Source organism: Lewinella sp. (assembly GCF_050633125.1).
Taxonomy (GTDB): Bacteria; Bacteroidota; Bacteroidia; order Chitinophagales; family Saprospiraceae; genus Lewinella.
The window spans coordinates 1-18,131 of the sequence record NZ_JBOEFX010000055.1; the positions used below are offsets into that span (position 1 = coordinate 1).

Here is an 18,131-nt window from a genome sequence, read left to right on the forward strand (position 1 = left end):
ACTGGTGTTGCTTCAGAATATGACTGGCCATTCGGTTACTGTAGTTTTCGGTCGCTATCTCCGCTGGTGTTAAGAGATATATTTCCCGAAAGGCTTGTTTGAAAGGTTGTTGTATTTGGTGGTTAATTAGAAAAGTACGCCACCGCTGAACTTCTTCCTGTTGGACAAATACAGGGTGCCAAAGCTGGATGGTGCTATTTGTTGCAGGGTGTACCTCTTCTCCGAGGTTATCTACCCATTTGTTTTCGTGAAAGATGGCCTCTTTTACTTTTCCAACGTCTGTAAATTGCCAGATCAATTGTTGAGTTAGATAACTCGTTATTCCATGATCGAGATAGTATTTTTTCCACGTTTGGTAGTCCCAACTCCGGTTGTTCCGAAATATTCGATCCATTTGATCTCGTTGGGTACTTAGTGTTTTTTCAATTTCTTTTTTTGTGAATTTTATTTCACGAATTCGTTCAGCTTTACTTGCTTTTATTGAGGAGGGAATTGACTTTTGTTTTTTCCCATCAGCATTTTCCCAATAGAGGTTGACTTTTCCTATTCCCACAATTTCAAGTACAGCCTTGTATTCTGATACGGGAATGCTTAAAACCCCTTGCTGAAGATTAAAATCAGGTACGCTTTGCTCTTCAATTTCAAATAGGCTTATCCCTGTTTTTTGAGCAGCATCGTCAAGAAGTCTAATGATCAGCTTTTGAGCATTAGCTTGCTTGATTTTTAGCTTTAATCGAGATAGGAGGGCTAGTGATTTCGAATTGCCGACTTGTGCTAAAGCTTGAATACATGCATTGCCTAATCCGGCGGCGGCCGGGCCTTTACCGGGAATTTTTCGATAACATCGCTCTGCTAGTAAGGCGAGATACTGTATGGTCTGTTCTCCCGCTACTTCAATACTGATCCAGACCAACCCTTTTACAATATCTGCGGTTGGAGTTGCCAAATAGGTGGTTGTAATGTACTCGTAGGATCGTAAAGCGTGTAAGGTAGTATGAGTTTTTTGCTTGTCCTTTAGTTGGGTAAGGAAAGTCATAAAGTCATGGAATACAGGAAGAAAGGTGCTGGTTTTTAACTCTTTAAGTAAGGTCTTGGTTGCTTTTTTAAACTTAAGGGTAGGCTTACTTCCTTTAGCGGTATCAGCGTGGTTTAGTATTCTATACCATGATTGTTGATCTGTTTGTGGGAGCTCTTTTAGGTACTTGTTAGCATATTCAGCGAAAGCATCTTTTCCTTTAAACTTTATAGGTTTAATGGTGTCCTTGCCATAAATCTGATTATGTAAAAAGGTTTCTAATTTTTTAAAAAGCTTATCCTTGTCTCTTTCTTGATGAATATTGACTTTGTTGATAGCCATTTTTAATGACTCTAATGCTTTTAATGACGAGGGGGAGAGTTTTTTGTCAGACCATTGTCGTTGTACTTGGTTGAGGAAAGCACCAATTGGCCAACTGAAAACACCTGCCCAATCCGATTTTTGGTATTTAGTAAACCCACTTATTAATTGTTGGATACCCTGATCTGTTAAAGGAAGTTTTAATTTTAATAGATAGGTGACATAGGCGTCTGCAACATAGGACACTCGTGTTTCCTGTGATTGGCTGAACGAGCGATATCGCCGTGGCTGAAAATCAGCAACTGTTTTTAATGAAAAAACTATAAACGAAATACGTTTGCTTACAGCCCATTTTGTAACTTCTTCCTGGAAAACACTGATCTCACGAAAGTCAATAGGGGAGTGAGGTTGGCTTTTTTGTTGCCACTCTTCCGCAGATTTACTAAGGATTTTAGTGAAAACAACCTCCTCTTTTTTTGTTTCTACCTGATCTTCCTTACCAGTGAAAAGGTGCCTTATTTTTTTGAATATTGCCATGATTATCCACCGATTAAAGGAGTGAGCTTAAGGAAGGTAATGGTCGTATCTTCTCGTAGTGTGATCAGCTGATTGAGGTTCTCCGCCTGAAGGTTATCAATAAGAAGGAAGAAGCCATTCTTTTGAAAGCTATCTAATGCAATATAAACCTGCTGCTCAGTATCAATTCTTGCTGGAAGTGGCTCCTGACCTTTGAGTTTTGATAAAATTTTTTCTGGTGTGACGAGGCCGATGAAAGCTTGTAATCCTTGTTGTTGCTGGTAGTTTTCAACTTCTTGAATGACGCGCTGCCGAATGATTTCTTCTACAGTAACTTGGGGTGTTTCAAATTCTATCTGGCATTGGTGTGCTACAGTGCCAGGGAAATTTTCATCAGAAATAGTGAGGAGCATATGGTTTGTTTGGAGTTGTCGTTAATCACCTAGTTATGTTGTAAAAATAGCAAATAAAAATCAATTTGATTACATTTTAACACAAGTACGCAAAAGGGTGATATTACTAAACCCCCTTCCCCGTCAACCACTTTAGATTAGCGGTGATCTTCTCCAACGGCCAATCCCACCATTTTAGCTCCAAAAGTCGGGCGATATCGTCCTCTGGGAACCGCATCTTGATCACTTTGGCGGGGTTACCTCCTACCACTGCATAAGCAGGTACGTCTTTGGTGACGGTCGCATTGGTGGCAATAATGGCACCATCACCAACAGTAACCCCAGGCATAATAGTAGCTCGGTGTCCGATCCATACATCGTTTCCAATAACAGTATTTCCTTTAGTAGGGTAGGTTTTGCCTTCCATCGCACCTTCCCAACCATGGCCGAAAATGGCAAAAGGGTAAGTAGAGACAGCTTCTGTAAGATGATTGGCACCGTTCATAATGAAGGTGACATCTGAAGCTATCATGCAAAACTTGCCGATGATAAGTTGGTCACCTACAAAGTCAAAATGATATTTGACGTTTTTTTCGAAATTTTGGACATCCTCGAAATCATCATAATAGGTGTAATCGCCCACAATGATATTGGGATTTTTAATGATGTTTTTCAAAAAACAAAGGCGGTCATAGTTCGCCAATGGGAAGGTAGTACCAGGGTTGGGACCTTGCATGTAAGGAGCATTTTTGGTTATATAAACGAGCAGGAATACTTGCGATAGTGATGGAACAAAGATGAGGAGTTTTGGACCGACAATCGTTCGGAATTGTAATTCGCTACTTCTTTTCAGGCAAATACTCCATGAAATATTCCGGATTTTTAAGTTTTTGGAAACCAACCTGTTGATACAAGGTATGTGCATCGTGGGTCATTAATCCCCATCGGTGGAGGTTGGCGAACGCCTCGTGGTTGACGACGGCTTGCATAAGCAGCTTACTTGCGCCCTGCCCGCGGTATTCTGGTAGAACAAAGACATCCATGATCCAGGCGAAAATGGCGTAATCTGATGCTACGCGAGCAAACCCAATTTGCTGCTCCTGTGTGTAGACGCCAAAACACAAGGAGTTTTTAATGGAAATCTCTACGGTTTCTCGCGTTCTTCCTTTCGCCCAATAGGATTCCTTACTTAGGAATTGATGAATCATTTCTACATCCAGTTTGGACGTATCAGTAGAAATAGTGAAAGCTGGTTTAGACATCTTGAACTCTTAACGGTGAAACAATAATAAGCCGTTAATATAATACGTCGTAAGAGATGATCTGCAAGCCTGAAGGGAAACTTTTTCTGTCATTTAGGCTAAGTTGATAAGTTCTATTAACCTCATTGAATAGTGATACCCCTTTTCCAAGAATCATTGGGTTTAATTTAATTTTCACTTGGTCCAGCAGGCCTTCATTTAATAGCCATCCTGCGAATTGACCGCCACCACAGAGGTAAATATCGGTACCTTCTTGTTGTTTTAATTTCAAAATAGAGTCCCTGTCTATTTTCTTGATGTGAACCTTTTCGTGAGGGGCCTCAAAGGAAAGCGAGTTGGAAAATAGGTAATGATCCATGTGTGGATAGGCCGGTTGGCCGGGAATCAGCCCGTATTTATAGCCGAATTCATAGGTCTTTCGCCCCATGATCACGGTGTCAAAGCTTTGTAGGTCTTCTAGATACTGATTGACACCTTCACCCTGTTGGATGAAACCGCTAATGTCTTCACCGACGCCCGCAATGAAACCGTCTAGTGAGCTTGCTACGTAGTAAATAATCTTTCTCATGAAAGTAGATATTGAACCATATAAGAAACTATAAGAACATTTAAAACCCTGTTTATTTAGTACTTAAATGACCTTATAATCTCTTATATGGTTTGAAAATCATTCCGCTTTACCTAATCAAAGTCACATCTCCCTTTACCATTACTACCTCACCCGTGCTGAGCCTGAGTTCGAGGTAGTAGACATAAACGCCAGGAGTGACCTGCTGCTTACGCGAACGACCATCCCATCCTAGTTCTTCACGATTAGGAGGGAAGTTGTTGCGTACAAAAACCTCTCCGCCCCAACGATCGAAGATGATCATTTGCTGCACTTCTTCTACACCGGTAGCGGCGTACACCGTGAAGTAGTCGTTCTTGCCATCGTTGTTGGGCGTAAACGCATTGGGGACATAGTAAGGGATTCTGCGATCTACCTTCACGAGAATATCGTCCACCTCGGTACAGCCATTTTCGTCCGTGACTTTGAGGAAGTAGCGGGTCGTCTCTTCCGGTTGAGCGATGACTTTCTCACAATCGGGACAGTCAAGACTGCCTGCTGGTGTCCACTGATAAGTAGCCCCGGGACTCACGTCCGTTGTTGGGTCAATAGGCAGGCTTTCTCCCCATTTGATGGTTTGATCTTCGGGTAAGGCCAGGCTGAAGGTTTCCGGGCCAGGAACAGTAATGGGCTCCGTGACTACACAACGGTCGCCATATTTGACGTAAAGGGTGTAGTTTCCTTCGGTTAGTCCATCAAGTATTGGTGTTTCACTAAAGGTAATACCATCCAGGCTGAAGGTGAGGGTCTCATCCGTTGGCTCCGTTTGAATGCGAATTTCGCCAGATTGAGGGTCATTGCAACTAGGGCCAGCCACCAGTCCCCACCAAGGTTGGTTGTAGGGGCGAATGGTGAAGTCAACCGTATACATACAGCCATTAGCACTGGTCACAATTGCAGTGTGATCGCCGACGGGGATATTATTGATAGTGCTGCCTACTACTACAGTCCCATTCCAACTTACTGTATAAGGCCCACCATTACCATTGGTACTGATGTACACGATCCATGATTCGGGGTCACTGGGGCAGGGCGGGAAAATGTAAGCACTACCAGAGAAAGTCTCCTCGGTAAGCGTGATCACATAGGTAGAATCACAGCCATTGCTGCCCGTGTAAGTTTCCTGATAAGTACCAGGAACGCTGATTTGCTGCCCAAAGATTTCTATACTTTCGCCTTCGCAGATAAACAGTTCTTCTGTGGTGGTCGTCGTTGGTAAGAAGTTGACAGTTATCGTATGGAGAGAATCACAGCCGTTCTCGGCAGTAAAGGTCTGCTGATACATACCACTTTCCGTAACGGTCTCTCCAAATATTTCTACACTGTCACCTTCACATAAATCATCAATGGTTTCGGTGGTGCTAAAACTTTCCAATTGAATAACAGTGATGATATGTACCGAATCACAGCCATTCTCGGCAGTAAAGGTCATGCTGTATTCTCCTGCTTCCTCTACGGTTTCCCCAAACACATCGGTGCTCTCACCAGGGCAAATGCCAACACTGGCGCTGGTGTTAAAGGTGGGCAATACGGTCAGGTTGATCGTGTGCGTAGAGTCACAACCGTTTTCGGCAGCGAAGGTCATTGTGTAGGTACCTGCTTCAGAGGTTGGCGTACCAAAAACATCAACAGGCGTGCCTTCACAGGTGCTTATGTCCTCGTCTGTGGTAAAGGTATCCAGTACTTCCAAGGTTATGGTATGTGTAGAGTCGCAATCATTTTGCCCTACAAAGGTCATACTGTAAGTTCCGGCGATACCGGTTTCTTCCCCGAAAATAGCTTCGGTTTCGCCATCACAAATAGTGATTGTTTCTTCTGTTTCAACGGTTTCTAATACCGTAAGGGTGACAGTATGCGTGGAATCACAACCATTCTCTGCGGTGAAGGTCATGCTATAATCTCCGGCTTCGGTTTCGTCATTTCCAAATATCTCGACGGCATTACCGGCGCAGACACTGAGCATTTCACTGGTGGCAAACGTTTCTAGCACTTCCAAGGTAATGGTATGCGTGGAATCACAACCGTTCTCTGCGGTAAAGCTCATGCTGTATTCGTCAGCAGTAGTTTGTTGTTCTCCAAAAATGGTGGCACTTTCTCCTTCGCAGATGGTAATGATTTCGGAGGTTTCAAACGTATCCAGCACACTGAGCACTAACGTATGCGTGGAATCACAACCGTTTTCAGCTGTGAAGGTCATCTCGTAGGTTCCTGCTTCTGTTTCTTCATTACCAAAAATGGTAGTGGTTTGTCCGGCACAGATCGCACGGTCTTCTGTTGTATTGAAGGCTTCCAAAAGCGTTACTTCCAGGCTGTCAATAGTCAGACAAGTACCGGTAGAAACGGTGTCGAGGTAGAGACCAGCATCGGTAATGGTTAGGTCACCGAAGGTAATGGACTCGCCGGGGCAAAGGCCAGCTGCCGTATAACTGCCTGGCTGTGTGCCAGCAATGGTAACCATCAATGTATCAGTACTGATACAACCGGCAGCATTGGTGCCAACGACGATGATTTCTGTATCAACACTTGCTGTAAAGACCACCGTAGGACAAGTATTGCAATCAAAGCTACCTGCCGGGAACCATTCATAGCTTTCAAAGCCATCAACAGTCAATGTCAAGGTTTCACCTGGACAAAGCATTACATCAGGCCCCAGGTCGATTTCACTGGCAGGGTCCACGGTGATGAGAATAGTATCACTTTGGGTATTACCACATTGGTCAGTGGCCGTTACGCTGTACTCCCCTGGGAAGGTGGTCGTTAATGTTTGCTCAGTCGTTAAATCTGACCAGAGGTAACTCGTGAAATCAGGCCCTGCATCCAATACAATGACACCATTTTCGCAAACGATGATATCTTCACCAAGGTCAAGCACTGGAGGTACGTAGCAACAACAGTCATCTGCGAGATCAGGATCGTCACAATCTATTAAACCATCGCCATCATCATCGGTGCCGTTGTCACAAATTTCCTCGCAGGCCGTCAAGCAACTTGAAAGGCTCGGTAACATAGTATCCGATTCGTTTGGATTGATTAGACTGAGATTTAAGGTGCTAGGATAACTGGACAGGGTAATCGGTGTAGACACGCCATTCTGGATAGTGGTGACTACAATCTCTATCTCACTATAAGGGAAACAATCTTCATTGACTTCTCCATCTAGATTGGTACGTACAAGGAGTACATCTTGACCATTATTATTCCCGAAACTCTCGGTCGTAGCAGTGAAATAAATACTGCTACCCGCTCTGGTGATTTGTTGGGTCGTATTAAAGTTGAGCGTTTCCGGTTCGGGGCTTAAAAAGCGCTTACTCCAAACTAGATCGCCTTCAAAATTCACTTTCATTAAGAAGAGATCAGAGCCCACTCCTTGTTCGGCTCCATAGATAAGTAGACCGTCAGGAAGTACGATCATTTCATGAGCCCATTCGTTATCATAGCCCTGTAGATCGTATTTTTTAGTCCAGATTAATTCACCAGAAGTACTCATTTTATACAAAAAGACCTCGGTGTTGACAAAGGAAGAACCGTTGTCGTCTCCACTGGATATGATGTATAATTCGTCATTAAATACATCAATGTCAAAACCGTACAAACGGGCTGAACTGTTGTTCGAAACGTGTAACATGCGAGTCCATTCTTCCTGACCATTCAGATTGAAACGGGAGACACTGGCCCGGAAAGTCGAAGGACTACTACTGTTGGCTACTCTACCCGCATGATAGAGTTTGTTGCTATAAGCAATTGTCTGGAAAAAAGTTTCTGGCCCTCCTTGGTTAAAATTACTGCTGATATTGCCTGTCTCAACTCCTGTATTTCGATCTAAAGATAACCAGGTGATATCGTCACCGAACCCCGGTGCTGGTGCTTGCAAGTGGTTGCCAATGTAAAGTATATCTCCCCCTGATACGGGTTCTATAATGGAATAATTCGTCAGGCCTGGTAAAGCCAAGTTGAACCAAAACATACTTTGGTTTACATAATCGTAACGGAAAGCAAACCCACGCACGGTCTGGGCTATCGTTCCAGAGCGGCCAGAGCCAATCAACATACCTTCACTATCGAGGAACAAGTCTGTAATAATTCCCCGATCCGGTAATGTGAAGCGCTTTTCTTGTACGAGTGTACCTTCGGGCGAAACTTCCAGTAGGTTGATATAATTTGGCCCACCAGCACCGACGAGTACATTGCCATTGGGCAATGACAATACGGTAAACCCTTGCTCGTCTTCATTCTCTTCTCCGAATACGGAAACATAGTTCTGGTCTTCACAGTCATCCTCACAATCACAATCGGGGTCTTCACAATCTGCGAGGCCGTCGCCGTCGTCATCAATACCATTGGTACAATTTTCTGGTCCACATGGTGGTGCACAGCTTATTGGTAATGGGGCTAGTAGGGTAGGGCTTAGGTCAAAATCGCTACTGCCATCTACTTGGGTATCGTAAGGCGAAAGGGAATTAAAGCCGCCATAAGGGAAGGGGATCGCCTGTCGAGTAACGGTAACATCTTCGTTGCTGATACAGCCATCGGGGAATTCACCTGTTTCCAGGTCAATCCGCAGGAGGGCCATTTCTGTATTGGCATTACCGGTATGTTGTGCGGTAAGATAGAGGTAGTCTCCAATTTGGATTACTTCATCACCAGAACCAGTGGAGGTGAGGTTTTGAAGTTGCTTAGCCCAAATAACATCGCCAAGGCTACTAATACGGGTTAGGTATAGGTTGTTAGAATTTCGGGCCTGAGCTAAGACGACATAGCTACCATTGATTGCCAGAATTTCTTTACCATTAATAGGTTCTGGTAAGGTGTACTTGGTCGCAACTTCGATACCACCATTAATGATTCTTGCACTGATGATCCAGAAGTCATTATTATCAGCAGCAATGCCATTATCGTCACCATGGGCGAGTATGGCCAAGTTATTGGGCCCGTTGAGGCTAATGTCGGAGCTGTATAGGCGCGCATCTTGGTTGACATCGACCAAGTATAGGCGTGACCAAAGAGGTGTTCCTGTACTATTAAAACTGGAAATGGCCGGGCGCATACGGTTGAAGCCGCCGCCAGAAAAGTTGTAACGTCCAGTCACAAAGAAGCTGTTGTTACTAATCACGGCCGATTCAATTCCTTCGCAAGAACCTAAATGGAAATGGATACGCTGTGAAGTAATGTCTCCATCATTGCGGTCAATCGAATAAAAAGCAGCATCACAACCCAGCCCATTAGAATTACTAAAAGCGGTACCTAGTACAATGTAATCTCCATTAGTGGGGGATTCAAAGATATCTGATACGGAAAAATAATCACTCGCTGGATCAGAGTAAGTTCTTGTCCAAATAGTAGCCCCATTGTCGGGGTTGATTTTGAAAGTAAACGAAGCAATGTTATTACCTAGGCGACCACTACCAGCACCAATAAGCATTCCTTCGCTGTCAATTTTTAGGTCAACAATGACGTTGGGTAAGTCGTTTAGAAGCTGCATAGTCTGTGCCCAAACAACATCTCCAGCTGACGTCAGTTTAGTGAGCATCGCTTCATCTCCTCTTTGGCCACCAACAAAAATAAAGTCATTGTAGGCCAACAAGGTGCGGCCGCTGTAATCTGCATCTTCGCCGTAGAAATAAACATACGGTTCGTCACAATCCTCAGGGCAACCCTGGGGTTCTGAAAACTCAAATCGATCGCTTCCTAGAGGGGCGTTTACTTCACCATTCAAGATGGCATTGGGGTATTCAATACCCAATTCCAAATCAACAATACGATAGCTTAGGCTGGTATCAGCACAAACTGGAATAATTGTAGGGCAGGCTACGATGGTAAAGGTTTCCTGGTAGGAGCCATCATTACTCGAAATTTCTACTTCAAAAGGAGTGCGGCAATCCCCTGCACAATCTAGTCCGAAAACGGAAAGGTTGACGGTTTGCGATTGGCTAGACAGGTAGTTGAATCCGTCTATTTGATCAACTAAAGAGCCAGGACCCCCAATTACTTGAACATTTGGTTCTTCTGGGGTTGCCAAATCTATAGACCCAGGTACCAGCCGCTGAGGCATGAAGTTGTTGGGGTTAGGTATGACAAATAATTGATTTCCAATTCTTTTCGAAAAATAAAGGTTGCCATCAAAGGAGGATTCTACACCACCAATAGCTTCCCATTCTTCACCGCAAGAGGAAAAAGTACACCCTAGTCCAGTCGTTGTATTGTATGGAGTGGGTGTATCCTGGATTTGCAAACGGACTTCTAGCGGATCACTTTCTAGGTCTACTTGAGCCAAATAAGTGAGATTGGTGTAGCCGCTGGATACATAACCACCAGATGTGAGGTAGAGGAATCGTCCATTGGGGCTAAATTCGACACCAGAAAGCTTTTTCTGAAAATTTCGTAAGAAAAGGAGTGGGTAACTGTTGTTTGTACCCAAGTCGTCAATGCGCTGATTAATGGGCAAAATGCTGGTAGCATCCTGGGTTTGGCCATCAGCAACGAGGATCAAGTCTTCCCCCATCAAGGTAGTAGCACTGGCAGCATTGAAATCCGCCGTTTCCAGAATGATAAAATCAACGTAATTGGTGAATTGATTTCGGTTTCCTACTACTACTCGATCTTCGGTAGGGCTGAGTTCAATGTAGGAACCCGCATGAGTGAGCACCCAATATCCACCAGTAGGGATGTCGCCGGTATTTTCTTGCCAACTGATCCCGGTATTGGAAATGATAAAACGATCGACAGAGATGGAGCTTTGGTTTAAAGCATGTCGCCCAGCATAGAGGTATTGCCGAGTAGGGTCACCATTAATAGTGCGAGAAACGGCCATGCCATCATTGTAAGTATAGCTGTTGGCGCCAGCATTTAGTACTTGATCACGGACGACTACTGTCAGTTGCCCATCTGCTTCAAGCTTTACCCGGCTGTACATTAGTCGCAATGGAGAATAGGAGGCGTTATTGGCAGGAGCGCCGCTATCGCTGCCATATTCTCTATAAATTAGGTACCACTCATCTTGGGTGGTAGGTACAGGGATAACCTGTAGTTCTGTTGGGCCTCTTACTGCATTCAAGCCTGGACCATTGGCCGTGCTTGCATCGAGTAAAGGAGTACCGTCAGGGCGATAGATGAATAGTTGGTTCGGAGTGGACTGTGCAGTATGGGCTGCAAAAAAGATGACGCTACCACAGCTATTAAAAGCTGCCCCGGTACCACCGCCTCCAACGTCACTGATTGGACCGACCGTACCGGTTGTAGGTGGATCAGTGCGCCAATCTACGGTATGGAAACCGCCATTGCTTCCACCTTGCATTGGCCAGACGGGCAAGCCTGCCTGGCTACTGCCTTGCGTACCAACGGTAATTACAACCGAAAATTCATCACTACAATCGCCGTTAGAGGCTTCCAGGCTTACGGTGTAAGTACCTAGATTATCGAATTGGTAGAAAAAACCAGTAGAGGTCGCTTCACTAGTGCCATCAACGAACCATTCATAACTGTTAGCATTGGTAGAAGCATCCGTGAAGAAAATAACGGAACCTGGAGTAACAGCGTAACTGCTAGGACTAAAACTGGCTTGTACAGGGCATCGCACGAGCACGAGGCTTTGGGCATCTGCCTGACAGTTAGGGTCACTATTACCTACCTGAACACTTACATTGTAGCTGCCTTCGGCGGTGAAAATATATGGAAGTGGATTACCTGTGCCAATGGCAGTGCCATCCAGGTACCAAGTGTAAGTGTCTGCATTGACACCATCAGCGGTAAGGTTGATCGTAGCGCCCTGAGCAACGGTGGTACTAAAGTCGTTGGTAATACTCACGCTGGGAGGCGAAGTACAAGGGTCAAGACAACCCTGGCTGCTCTGCAAGCTGGCGCGGATACCATCGAGAAAGAAGTGCATCCGGTCGCGTTGTCCCGGTGTAAACATAGAATAACAACCCCAGTCACCGTAGTCCATGTAGTTTTGAAACATATCCGGCTGGTCGGTTGCAAAGCCGTCATTGGTGTCAGTTGTACAGGAATTAGGAGATGCATTACAAGGTACTGCTGCGGTAGATTGGTCGGGTGGTGTATCACAAACCCGGTCACCGTTAGCGAGGCAGTCGTCGTTTTGGCATCCACCTTCAAAAGTGTGGTATAAACCCAGGTAGTGGCCTACTTCGTGAGTGAGTACCGAGCTATTGGCTGGGCTATTGCCCAACCAGCGTGCTTCAACAACGATACCATCCACATTGCCACCGTGAGCACTGGGGAAGTAAGCATAGCCTGCCACGCCACAACTTGTACTGCTACAAATTTCATCAACGACCCAAATGTTGAGGTATTGGGTAGGATCATAGCGGCTTAGGTTCTTTAGGGCCAGGTCGTCACTCATGTTGAGCGCGGTGAGCGGATCGCTGACCCGTTCAATACCTGAAGAAAGGCTGCCGTCTGGCTTGCGTTTTGCCAAACAAAAATCTATGTTAGTAGCTACGCCAGTACTGGGGTCATAAGGGCCTGCATTAGCAAAGGACTGGTTGAGGTGATCGAGAGAAAGCTGAATAGAGGTTGCCGGAATGTTTTCGGTTCCGCCCTGATGGATAATATGGAATACAACAGGAATCGTATATGGTGGAGCGGCCGTTTTTAAACTTGCTGTTTGTTGATCCTGGTAGTATGCTTCTTCGAGCGATTCTTGTAACAGGAGAAGGTCTGGTTGTTGCTCCATAAGGCGCTGCCAGGCCAAATTGCTGCCACAGTAATCAAGGTCATTAGAAGAAGAGGAGGCTGTGCCTTTATTGGGTAAAGGCTGGTCATTGAGCGCGTATAAAACGAGGAAAGTAGTAAAAACGAGTAAGGAGAGTACTGCTTTACGCATAATTAATAGGGTTAGTGAGGTTGTGGGGTGTATGATTGTGCCTAAAAATAAGGTTTTTTCAGCTAGATAATATTGTCTTGGCACTAATATGGCATAAAAAAATCCCGAATTTTGGCCGTAGCTAAAATTCGGGATTTTTACATATTGCAAATGTTCCGGTTTATACCGTGATTTTTTTACCGCGCTTGCGCTCAGCTTCGCGAAGTAGCATCTTCCGCAAGCGAATGCTCTTGGGCGTTACTTCTACAAACTCATCTGCTTGGATAAATTCCAGTGCTTCTTCCAGTGTAAACTGACGAGGCGGGATAATTCTCGCTTTGTCATCAGCACCAGAGGAGCGCATGTTAGACAGCTTTTTGGTTTTAGTTACGTTGATAACCAAATCCGATGGGCGGCTATTTTCGCCAATTACCTGTCCTTCGTAAATTTCTGCACCAGCTTCGATAAAGAAACGGCCACGATCCTGAAGGTTATTGATAGAGTAAGGAATGGCTTTACCTTGTTCCATACTGATCAGTGAGCCGTTTAAGCGGCCAGGAATATCACCCTTCATTGGTTGGAACTCCTTGAAGCGGCTAGTAATAATCGCTTCACCAGCAGTAGCGGTGAGCATATTAGAACGCATACCGATCAGGCCACGGCTGGGGATTTCAAATTCCAAAACCACCCGATCACCCTTAGGCTCCATGCTCAGCATAATGCCTTTACGCTGGGTTACCATATTGATAGCAGTACCACTTACTGTATCAGGCAGGTCGATGGTTAATTCTTCGATAGGTTCATGCTTCTGGCCATCAATTTCTTTGATGATAACCTGAGGCTGTCCGATTTGTAGTTCGTAACCTTCCCGACGCATGGTTTCGATCAAAACAGAAAGGTGGAGTACACCACGGCCAAATACGCGGAAACAATCAGGTGTTTCGGTAGGCTCAATACGCAGTGCAAGGTTTTTTTCCAACTCTGCCTCTAGGCGATCCTTAAGGTGACGAGAGGTAACAAATTTACCTTCCTGGCCAAAAAACGGAGAGTCATTGATATTGAAAGTCATACTCAGGGTAGGCTCATCGATAGCAATGGTAGGCAGTGCCTCAGGCGCTTCAGCATCGGCAATAGTATCACCAATGTCAAAATCTTCTACACCGAAAATTGCACAAATATCACCAGCCTGAATTTCGTTTACTTCCAAGCGGCCGAAACCTTCATATTCGTAAAGGTTCTTTACGCGGTGCTTTTCCATTGAGCCATCACGCTTTGCCAAGGTAACTTGCTGACCAGCTTTCAGTACACCACGGCTTAGGCGACCGATAGCAATTCGGCCAATGTAGCGAGAGTAATCAACGCTGGTAACGAGCAACTGCGTATTGCCTTCTGCTACAACTGGAGCAGGTACGTGCTCTATGATAGCATCCAACAAAGGAAGAATGTTATCGGTCTGCTCTTCCCATGTGGTATTCATCCAACCAAATTTGGCTGAACCGAAAATGGTAGGAAAATCCAGTTGCTCTTCCGTAGCGCCCAAGTTGAACATCAGGTCAAATACTTTTTCCTGAGTTTCTTCTGGTGTACAGTTCGGCTTGTCTACTTTGTTGACAACGACGATAGGACGTAGGCCAAGTTCGAGTGCTTTTTGCAGTACGAAACGTGTCTGTGGCATCGGGCCTTCAAAGGCATCAACCAAAAGCAGCACACCATCGGCCATATTCAATACCCGTTCAACTTCTCCACCAAAGTCGGCGTGACCAGGAGTGTCAATGATATTAATCTTAGTGCCCTTGTAGGTGATGGAGACATTTTTGGAAAGAATGGTAATTCCTCTCTCCCGTTCCAGGTCATTACTGTCCATTATTAATTCGCCCGGAGTCTCGTGGTCGGAAAACAGCTTTCCTGCCAAAAGCATCTTATCAACCAGAGTGGTCTTGCCGTGGTCAACGTGAGCAATAATGGCAATATTGCGTAACTTCTCAATCACAAGGGAAACCTCAAGGATGATAGGGACTGCGGGCAGGCTTTTAGCCTACGGTGGTACGGCAGGGCGCGCATTATAGCGGCACACTGACTAAAGCTAAACAGGTGCATTAGAAAACAGCCAGTGTTTTGGCACCCCTTAGCGAATTCGAGCCCTCGTCGAACCCAATGACTTCAAGCCCTTGATTTATAAGACTTTTAAATTAGCGCCTCATAAAACTCTGGAAATCATCGCTAGCACTCAATGCAATTTGTTCGATCAGAGCGGATTTTTATCTGCCTACAACCCACATTAGTAGCATAACCTTGCATTTGCACTTATTGAATTAAATTGTCTGGCCTTCTCAGCGCTCATTCCATAGTCTTCGCAAAACCCTCACGCTAAACAAAAATATCAAAAAATATGAGCGACCAGATTTTTACCTTAGTATCTTGTTATGTCATTTTGCATTGTTTGGGCACCGGACTGCTTTGTCTTTTTAGCCGCCAAGGCCCGCGTAGCAATAATCGAATTGAGGCCCTGTGGTTATTCACCATCGCTGTTTGCTTAAGCTCCTATTTGTTAAGCATGCATCGCCTGCTGTCGGTTATTCCCTTAGCCCATATTTTTCGGGCAACGTGGGCACTGTTACCACCGGTCATGTATTTGTATTTTCGCTCCTTGTCCGGCGTTAATCCTTGGGTATCACCTTGGCAGTTTTTGCACTTTTTTCCCTTCGCCGTAAAAGTCGTATTTCTCTCGCCGTTTTTTCTGGCGCCGCTAGTGAGTCGCGACGGAGTGCTGTCAGAGGTTCCCTCGGCTTTTGTCGAGTTATTTTTTTACCGCACCCCTGAAGGTCGATTGGCGTCGGCTGTTCACTTCTTGGCTTACTTAGGTTTGGCTTTTTATGTTTTGAAAAACTACAGTCGCGACTGGCGCAATATTCTTTCGCCCGGACAAGGACTACAACTGAGATGGCTACGCGCTGTTAACGTGCTCACTATCGGCGCCTACCTTGCTTATTCGCTTCTACTTATTAAGCAGTTATTTTCTGGCGAGCCTGGCCTGTTGGCGGATATCCCCAGCCCCGGGGTGGTAGTGTTTCTAAGCTTTGTTTTTCTGAACTTTACAGGCTTCAATCTCATTCGGCATTTAGTCGATGAATTTCCAACACTGGCAGAATCCACCAAGCCACCGTCCATCATTGCCAGGGAAACCAAAGAGCAAACTAATCCTGCAGAATTTGAGGAACTAAAAACACTGTTAGAAGATTATATGCGCGATCAAAAACCCTATTTGGATGGCAAATTAAATCTGAACAAACTAGCAGAGCAATTAGAGCTTTCACCTCGAAAGCTTTCCCAGCTGTTCAATAGTGCCATGGATACTAATTTTTACGATTACATTAATCGCTTTAGGGTCTTGGAAGTACAAAGCCTGTTACAAGAGAACAGGGGTAGCAACTTATTAGAGATTGCTTTTGAGGCAGGCTTTCAAAGCAAATCATCCTTTAACAAAAATTTTCTCAAGCATACCGGACAAACCCCCAGTCATTATCAAAAAAACCTAGGCGCGACTGACAATCTAGTGAATTATTAAGGCTCAATTACTGCAATTGAGTCGAAGCGCCCCAACAGTCAGGTCAAAATCGACGAATAACGATTTTCTAAGCCATTGTTGAGGCGCTGTATGTTTAAAATGACACTGTTAGTCAGCCTGCGTAATTTTCGCCGGGATTCTGCCTACGTATTAATCAACTTATGTGGATTAGTACTAGGTATTGCCTGTTTTTTATTGTTGGCCTTATTTTTACAGTCTCAACTAAGCTACGATCGTCATTTCAACAATTACCAAAATATCTACCGGGTTGCTGACCGACTTCATTCGGAGGACGGTAGCGTTGCCCACCGTTCACGCACATCGCGGGAATTAGCGGAGCTGCTGCAAAAAGACTATCCCGACATTATCGACGTGGTTCGTTTCTCACCGATTGATCGCGCCAATTTAAGCGCCCAAATGCTAGCCTTCGGCGACGATAAACAATATTGGGACAATGTGTATTACGCCGATGCCAATGTGTTTTCGATGTTTTCTCACGACATTATTCTTGGTGACCCTGAAACGGCGCTAAGCGCACCTTCAAGCATTGCCATTAACGAATCAGTGGCAAAACATTACTTTGGCAATGACAACCCTCTAGGCAAACGTTTAGAAACCGACTTTGGCAGCTTTCAAGTTACCCTCGTATTTAAGGATTTACCCAACAACACACACTTTAAATATCCTGCCCTTCTTTCATACCACAATTTTATAAGCAACGAACCAACACTAAATTACAACCGTAGTTTGTGGTTTTTAAATGCCTTTACTTACGTGAAAATGACAGCGCCATTCGATCAGCAACGAATTGAGCGCATGACCTGGGAAATTTTTGATAATTATTTGGCCGAAGGCGGAAAGCGCATTGGGAAAAAACGTTCTTTTTATTTTGAACCTTTAGCCGATATACACCTAAATTCTATTGTCGGGGGCGATTTTCCTCGCGGCAACAAGGTGGCGCTGATTGCCTGTGCCTTGTTGGGCGTTTTTGTCTTGCTTATCGCTTGTATTAATTCGATGAATCTCGCCATTGCACGTTCGATCAAGCGCAGCAATGAAGTGGGTTTGCGAAAAATTTTAGGAATTGGTCGATGGCAATTAATCGGCCATTTTCTAGGGGAGGCAACTTTATTTGCCTTTGCATCGTTAATCATCGCCACTCTGTTGGTGACTTCATTAATTGAAAGCGGCCTTGTTAATCCTTTAATCGGCGGCGGGCTGGCGCTGAATTTGCTTAATCCTTTAACCTTGCTTGCTCTACTAGCTCTGGGCTTGATCCTAGGTTTAATCACCGGCATTTACCCTGCTTTATATTTGGCCAAGGTTACACCTAAGTCGGCATTAAGCGCATCGAATCGTACCGGGACGGGCGGCAAACGTGGGCTTATTCAACAGGGTTTGGTGATGATTCAATTTACTTTTTCAATTGCGGTCATATCCGGCGCCTTATTGATGGCGGGCCAAATTGAATTTTTACGCGAGCAGCCATTGGGTTTTAACGATTCGAATTTAGTGTTAGTGAAACTACGCGGTGGCGAAATGATAAGAAAAATTCCTACACTCAAATCTGACTTACTAAGAGATAGCCGCATCGTCGGCGCTGCTACCACATTAAAAGTGCCTGGCGTTGACACT

9 protein-coding genes are annotated in these 18,131 nt (G+C 44.9%); 2 read left to right on the plus strand and 7 right to left on the minus strand.

Features of this window, described 5'->3' with window-relative positions:
- The 7 genes from ACRBG0_RS13165 to typA form a co-directional block, all read right to left on the minus strand.
- The coding region (locus tag ACRBG0_RS13165; RefSeq protein WP_431487337.1) for a DUF4132 domain-containing protein at positions 1-1,873 on the minus strand (1,873 nt) is incomplete at its 3' end.
- Between the two features lie 2 nt (positions 1,874-1,875).
- Positions 1,876-2,265, minus strand: a complete 390-nt coding sequence (locus tag ACRBG0_RS13170; RefSeq protein ID WP_431487338.1) for a hypothetical protein — start codon at positions 2,263-2,265, stop codon at positions 1,876-1,878.
- Between the two features lie 106 nt (positions 2,266-2,371).
- Entirely contained in the window at positions 2,372-2,980 is a 609-nt protein-coding gene (locus ACRBG0_RS13175) for a CatB-related O-acetyltransferase (RefSeq protein ID WP_431487339.1), read from the minus strand.
- A 103-nt stretch (positions 2,981-3,083) separates the two neighbouring features.
- Complete coding sequence (locus ACRBG0_RS13180; RefSeq protein ID WP_431487340.1) at positions 3,084-3,506, minus strand: GNAT family N-acetyltransferase; 423 nt, start codon at positions 3,504-3,506, stop codon at positions 3,084-3,086.
- A gap of 34 nt (positions 3,507-3,540) precedes the next feature.
- Positions 3,541-4,074: a dihydrofolate reductase family protein gene (locus tag ACRBG0_RS13185; protein ID WP_431487341.1), complete on the minus strand. Its 534-nt coding sequence runs from the start codon at positions 4,072-4,074 to the stop codon at positions 3,541-3,543.
- A gap of 109 nt (positions 4,075-4,183) precedes the next feature.
- Entirely contained in the window at positions 4,184-12,952 is an 8,769-nt protein-coding gene (locus tag ACRBG0_RS13190) for a M43 family zinc metalloprotease (protein ID WP_431487342.1), read from the minus strand.
- Between the two features lie 160 nt (positions 12,953-13,112).
- Complete coding sequence (typA, locus tag ACRBG0_RS13195) at positions 13,113-14,918, minus strand: translational GTPase TypA (protein WP_431487345.1); 1,806 nt, start codon at positions 14,916-14,918, stop codon at positions 13,113-13,115.
- 402 nt (positions 14,919-15,320) lie between these two features.
- Here typA and ACRBG0_RS13200 point away from each other — a divergent pair, with 402 nt between their 5' ends.
- Positions 15,321-16,496, plus strand: a complete 1,176-nt coding sequence (locus tag ACRBG0_RS13200) for a helix-turn-helix domain-containing protein (protein ID WP_431487343.1) — start codon at positions 15,321-15,323, stop codon at positions 16,494-16,496.
- 90 nt (positions 16,497-16,586) lie between these two features.
- Positions 16,587-18,131: ABC transporter permease (locus ACRBG0_RS13205; RefSeq protein WP_431487344.1), on the plus strand; the 1,545-nt coding region annotated here is incomplete at its 3' end.

Bases quoted from the DNA above. Each gene is read 5' to 3' on its own strand.
- ACRBG0_RS13170 (WP_431487338.1), bottom strand. From the start codon at position 2,265: ATGCTCCTCACTATTTCTGATGAAAATTTCCCTGGCACTGTAGCACAC.
- ACRBG0_RS13175 (WP_431487339.1), bottom strand. From the start codon at position 2,980: ATGCAAGGTCCCAACCCTGGTACTACCTTCCCATTGGCGAACTATGAC.
- ACRBG0_RS13200 (WP_431487343.1), top strand. From the start codon at position 15,321: ATGAGCGACCAGATTTTTACCTTAGTATCTTGTTATGTCATTTTGCAT.
- ACRBG0_RS13180 (WP_431487340.1), bottom strand. From the start codon at position 3,506: ATGTCTAAACCAGCTTTCACTATTTCTACTGATACGTCCAAACTGGAT.
- ACRBG0_RS13190 (WP_431487342.1), bottom strand. From the start codon at position 12,952: ATGCGTAAAGCAGTACTCTCCTTACTCGTTTTTACTACTTTCCTCGTT.
- ACRBG0_RS13185 (WP_431487341.1), bottom strand. From the start codon at position 4,074: ATGAGAAAGATTATTTACTACGTAGCAAGCTCACTAGACGGTTTCATT.